A 5,319-nucleotide genomic window follows, 5' to 3' on the forward strand; every position below is an offset into this window, starting at 1 on the left:
TAAACGTAGTCCGCCACATGGCCGATCGTATGGCGATCATGTATCTCGGGCGCATTGTCGAGATTGGCTCAACCCAAAACATCTTCGATCATCCCCGCCATCCTTATACGCAGGCCTTGCTCTCGGCCAATCCGGTGCCCGATCCCGATGCCCTTCTTAACCGCATCGAAATCAAGGGCGAGGTGCCGAGCATGCTGAGACGGCCAACCGGCTGCGAGTTCCACACGCGGTGCCAGTACGCGCAAGACATCTGCAGCCGGGTTTTCCCCGAATCTGCAGCCAACTCGGATAACACGGAGCATCGCTTCAAATGCCATTTCCCACTCACCTGCGAAACCGAGGTAGCGTTAGAGCAGCGACCGCTTTCGCAGATTTCGGACGCGGATCCGGCTGCGGCAAGACCACCGTGGCGCGCGCACTGACGCGGATCATTGCCGACGATGCTCAGCATCACCGGCGGCCAGATCCTGTTTGACGGCCAGGACATCGCAGCCATCCCCGAACGGCAGATGAATGCCCTGCGCTGGCGCGACATCGAGTTGATCCCCCAGAGCGCGATGAACTCGCTCGATCCCGTCTACGCCTTCGACCGGTGTTCGACCGAAACCCCGCAGTTGCGCCAGAGCGGAACGCGCAAGGTCGCCTGCCACCTGTTCTGGAAGACCGCCTTCAGGAAAGTTCGAGACAAGACATGCTTGCCGCCTTCTATACCCGCACCGGACCCGCGCGTGACGTGCTTGTGACCGGCCCGCAGGCCGACCCGGTCCGCTTCGCACTGACGCGCGAGAAAGGCGAAGATGGCGACGACCGCTTCATCTTCGACGCGACCGAAAGCGACGACCAGGCTCCGGGGCCGATCAACTATCTGATGAACCCAGGCGTTCCGGGCATGGCGCTTGGCCTCTACTACCTGGGCGGCGATCCGGCGCAGGTCTGCAAAGCCGGCGGCCCCAATGCGATCGACTAAATGCGCCTGCGCGAAGGCTCGTTCCTGCAGCCGCGCTTTCCAGCACCGCTCGGCATGCGCGGCCTGACCGCGATGCGCGTGATCTCGGCCATGAACGGCCTGCTCAATGTCGCCAAGGCGGCGCCCCGGCTGCCAACTCCGCCTATGTCATCAGCATCATGCGTGGCAACTTCCGCGACGAGGCCGGCGAGCTCGAACGCTTCCTGCTCGCAGACGGCATCGGCGTCGGTTATGGCGCGCGGCCCGCGTCGGACGGCATCGACGCGGTCTATTTCGTGGCGCAGGAGAACTATCCGGTCGAGTTTCTCGAAGTCGGCTATCCCGTGCGCCTGCACCACTACGGCGTGGTCGAGGATTCGGGCGGCGCGGGCCAGTTCCGCGGCGGTTGCGGCATCATCCGCGAATACGAGATCATGGCCGAAGACGCCATGCTTGCCGGGCGCATCGACAGCGTCAAGAACCCGCCATGGGGCATCGACGGCGGCATGAGCGGCGGTAGCGGACGCGCGATCGTCAACCCCGGCACCGATCGCGAACGCGTGCTTGCGCCGCTGTCGGACGGCAATCGCCTTGTGCGTGGCGACGTCCTGCGCATGGAGACCGGCGGGGCGGCGCCTACGGCCATCCCTTCGACCGGGCAGCCGACAGCGTCCTCCAGGACGTTCTGGGCGGCTACGTCAGCCGCCAGGCAGCCGAGCGCCTCTACGGCGTCGTCCTGTCCGGCAACTCGCTGGACATCGAGGCCACCGCAAAGGCACGCGCGTCGCGCCCGGCCACCCGTCGTTTCCATCGCCAGGAGTATGTCGATGTCCTCGCTTGATTCCGCCCTGTCCATCGCCGTCGACATCGGCATAACGTTCCCCGATGTCTCGCTGCTCGACCGTACGACCGGCCAGATCTGGCGTGCCAAGACACCCAGCGTGCCTTCCGATCCGTCGCAAGCGTTTCTTGCCGGCATCCGTCTCGCACTGGCCGACGCCGGCGCGCCGGCATCCGCGCTCGGCCAGGTTCTGCACGGAACAACGGTCGCCACCAACATGATCCTCGAAGGCAAGGGCGCCCGCACCGCGCTTGTCACCACGCGCGGCTTTCGCCATGTGCTGGAGATCGGCCGCCAGGATATCCCGCGCAAAGCCAATCTCTACACCTGGGTCAAGCCCGAGCGGCCGGTTCCGGCCTCGCGTATCGTCGAGATCGACGAGCGTGTAGCTGCCGACGGCGACGTGCTGTCGCCGCTCGACGAAGCCAGTGTCTTCGCCGCCGCCGAGGCAATCCGGGCCATGGATATCGAAGCGGTCGGCATCTGCCTCCTGCACGCCTTCGCCAACCCAGCGCATGAGCGGCGCGCAGCCGAGATCCTGCGCGCTGAACTGCCTGGCATCGCGGTCACCATCTCGACCGACGTGCTGCCGGTCGTGCGCAAATATGAACGCTCGCTGACGACAGTGCTGAACGCGACTGTCATGCCCGGCGTGACCACCTATGTCGGCCGGCTTGAACAGCGCCTCGTCGACGAGAAGGTGAGCGCACCGCTTCTGCTGATGCAATCCAATGGCGGCGTTGCCGGTGCGGCAGCAATCCGCCAAGCACCGGCGCTGACAGCCCTTTCAGGCCCGGCCGCCGGCGTCGTTGGCGCGCGCGCCATCGCGGCCGCCTGCGGCATTCACGACCTGATCACCGTCGACATCGGCAGCACAAGCGCCGACATCTGCCTCATCAAGGACGGCAAGATCGGCCTGACCCAGAACGGCAAGGTCGGCGAGTGGCCTTTTCCGCTGCCGATGGTGGACATGGTCACCATCGGTGCCGGCGGCGGATCCATTGCCGCTGTCGAAGAGTCAACGCTGACGGTGGGACCGCGCAGTGCCGGCGCACGCCCGGGCCCCGCGGCCTATGGCCATGGCGGGCTCGAGGCGACCGTAACCGACGCCCATGTCGTGCTCGGTCATCTGCCTTCGAAATTGCTGGGCGGTCGCATGGGCCTCGACGTTGCCGCTGCCCGTTCCGTCATCGAGACGCGCGTCGCATCTCCGCTTGACCTGTCGGTCGAAGCTGCTGCCCGCGGCGTCCTGGCGATCGTCGACAACCACATGGTGGGCACGGTGCGCGTCGTCTCGGTCGAGCGCGGACACGACCCGCGCCAGTTCACGCTGGTTCCGTTCGGCGGCGCGGGCCCGCTGCACGGCTGCGCGCTGGCCGAACTGCTCGGCATCTCAAGCGTGATGATCCCGCCCGCTCCCGGCATCCTGTGCGCCGACGGCCTGCTTGCCGCCGACCTCAAGGCCGAGTTCAGCCGCACGCTTCCCAAGGCTGGTGCAATCGACGTCAAGGCGGCAGACGCTATCTTTGCCGAACTCGAAAGCCAGGCCGAAGTCTGGCTGACCCTTGAGGGCGTCGTCGAGGAAAAACGCGGCACGCACCGCGTGGCGCTGCTGCGCTATCACGGCCAGGGCGGCGAGATCGCCATTGCCTGGGAAGGAACGCGTGCTGCAACGGAAGCAGCCTTCGCCGCCGAACATCGCGCGCTCTATGGCTTCATCCTCGATGCCGCCATCGAACTCGTCACCCTGCGTGTCGAGGCAACCGGCAAGACGGCCGAGCCGCTGCGCACGCAACTAGCCGCTTCGGGAGCATTCGCTGCCTACGACCACGCGCTGGTGCATTTTGCCAGCGGTGCGCAGGACGTGCCGCTGGTCGACCGGGCGGCGCTCGGCGCGGGTGCCCGCTTCGAGGGCCCCGTCATCCTGACCCAGCTCGACACCACGACGCTGGTTCCCGGCGGCTGGTCGGGCAGCGTGCACGAAAGCGGCGCCATCATCCTCACCCGCCACGACGGAGCCGTTCAATGAGCACGGTCGACGCCCAACTCGATCAGGTCTTCGCCCATATCGAGGAGAACCGCGAAACCTTCATCGCCCGGGTGATGGACTATGTCCGCCATCCGAGCATCAGCGCCCACAATCTGGGTATCGGCGAAGTTGCAGCGCTGCTCGTCGAAATCCTCAAGGGGCTCGGCATGGAGGCCGAGACCGTGCCGACGCGCAACCATCCGATGGTGCTCGGTCGCCGCAACGTGTCGCCCGACAAGCCGACCGTGCTGCTCTACGGCCACTACGACGTGCAGCCTGCCGATCCGCTGGAACTTTGGACGAGCCCGCCCTTCGAACCGACGATCCGTGACGGGCGCATCTACGCGCGTGGCATCGGCGACAACAAGGGCCAGCATTTCGCGCAGCTGCTGGCGCTCGAATCTCATCTGGCGGTGCATGGCGAGCTGCCGTGCAACGTCATCTTCCTGCTCGAGGGCGAGGAGGAAATCGGCAGCCCGCACATCGCCGAATTCGTGAGCGCCCATGCCGAGCGGCTCAAGGCCGACCTCGTCGTCACCTCCGACGGGCCATTGCACGAATCCGGCATGCCGATCATCACCTACGGCGTGCGCGGCGTGGCCGGCTTCGAGCTGCGCGCCAACACCGCCAACCGCGACGTGCATTCTGGCAATTTCGGCGGCGTCGTGCCGAACGCCATCTGGAAGCTGGTCCACCTCCTCGGCACCATGAAGAACGCCGACGGCGAGATCACCATCGAGGGTCTGGTCGAGCCGGTGATCCCGGCGACCAACTACGAGCGCGATGCGGTCGCGAGGCTGCCGCTCGACCTCGACGCGGTGAAGGCCGATCTCGGCCTCATGGAACTCGATGCACCGCGAGACCGCGGCTACTATGATCGGCTGATGTTCCATCCGACCCTGACCATCAACGGCCTTCACGGCGGCTATGACGGCCCCGGCATGAAGACGATGCTGCCCTGCGAGGCTTTTGCCAAATGCGACATCAGGCTCGTCGAGCCGCTGACGCCGGACTACGTGTTCGAAAAGGTCGCAGCCCATGTCGAGCGCCATGCGCCAGACGTGGAGTTCGTGCCGCTGAACGGAATGCTGCCTTCCAAGACGCCGATGGACTCGCCATTCTCCCAGCCGATCAGGCGGGCCATCGTGGCTGCGCGCGGCGTCGAACCCCTGCTCTACCCGACGTTGGGCGGCAGCCTGCCGGATTATGTCTTCACCAAGATCCTCGGCCTGCCGGCCTTCGTCGTCCCCTACGCCAATGCCGACGAGGCCAATCACGCACCCAACGAGAATCTGGAGATCGTGCGATTCATCGATGGCATCCGGACAGGGGCAGCGATGCTGTCTGAACTCGGCAAGCTCAAGCCGGGGAAGTAGCCCTAGTCACCTGGAACCAAAGTAAGGTTCATTTTGTTCGGCTTCTGTCACAAGAGCAGGAGTTTGATCGATGGTTGGCAGGCAGGCGGACGTCGTCGTTCTGAGCGACGCGGATAGAAGTTTTCTG

Annotated in this window: 5 protein-coding genes; all 5 read left to right on the plus strand. The window is 65.5% G+C overall.

The window, feature by feature from the left end; genetic code table 11:
* On the plus strand, positions 1–422 hold a 422-nt coding region (locus JQK88_RS35080; protein WP_203281135.1), incomplete at its 5' end, for an oligopeptide/dipeptide ABC transporter ATP-binding protein.
* 18 nt (positions 423–440) lie between these two features.
* Complete coding sequence (locus tag JQK88_RS35085; RefSeq protein WP_203281137.1) at positions 441–743, plus strand: hypothetical protein; 303 nt, start codon at positions 441–443, stop codon at positions 741–743.
* Positions 734–967: a hypothetical protein gene (locus JQK88_RS35090; RefSeq protein WP_203281139.1), complete on the plus strand. Its 234-nt coding sequence runs from the start codon at positions 734–736 to the stop codon at positions 965–967. The genes JQK88_RS35085 and JQK88_RS35090 overlap by 10 nt, the downstream gene beginning before the upstream one ends.
* Before the next feature lie 158 nt (positions 968–1,125).
* The gene (locus JQK88_RS35095) at positions 1,126–3,816 is read left to right on the plus strand and encodes a hydantoinase/oxoprolinase family protein (protein WP_203281141.1); all 2,691 of its coding nucleotides are present in this window, start codon (positions 1,126–1,128) and stop codon (positions 3,814–3,816) included.
* Complete coding sequence (locus JQK88_RS35100; RefSeq protein WP_203281143.1) at positions 3,813–5,192, plus strand: M20/M25/M40 family metallo-hydrolase; 1,380 nt, start codon at positions 3,813–3,815, stop codon at positions 5,190–5,192. The genes JQK88_RS35095 and JQK88_RS35100 overlap by 4 nt, the downstream gene beginning before the upstream one ends.
* The last annotated feature ends 127 nt before the right edge of the window (positions 5,193–5,319 follow it).

The organism is Mesorhizobium caraganae, from assembly GCF_016836705.1.
GTDB classification, from domain to species: domain Bacteria; phylum Pseudomonadota; class Alphaproteobacteria; order Rhizobiales; family Rhizobiaceae; genus Mesorhizobium; species Mesorhizobium caraganae.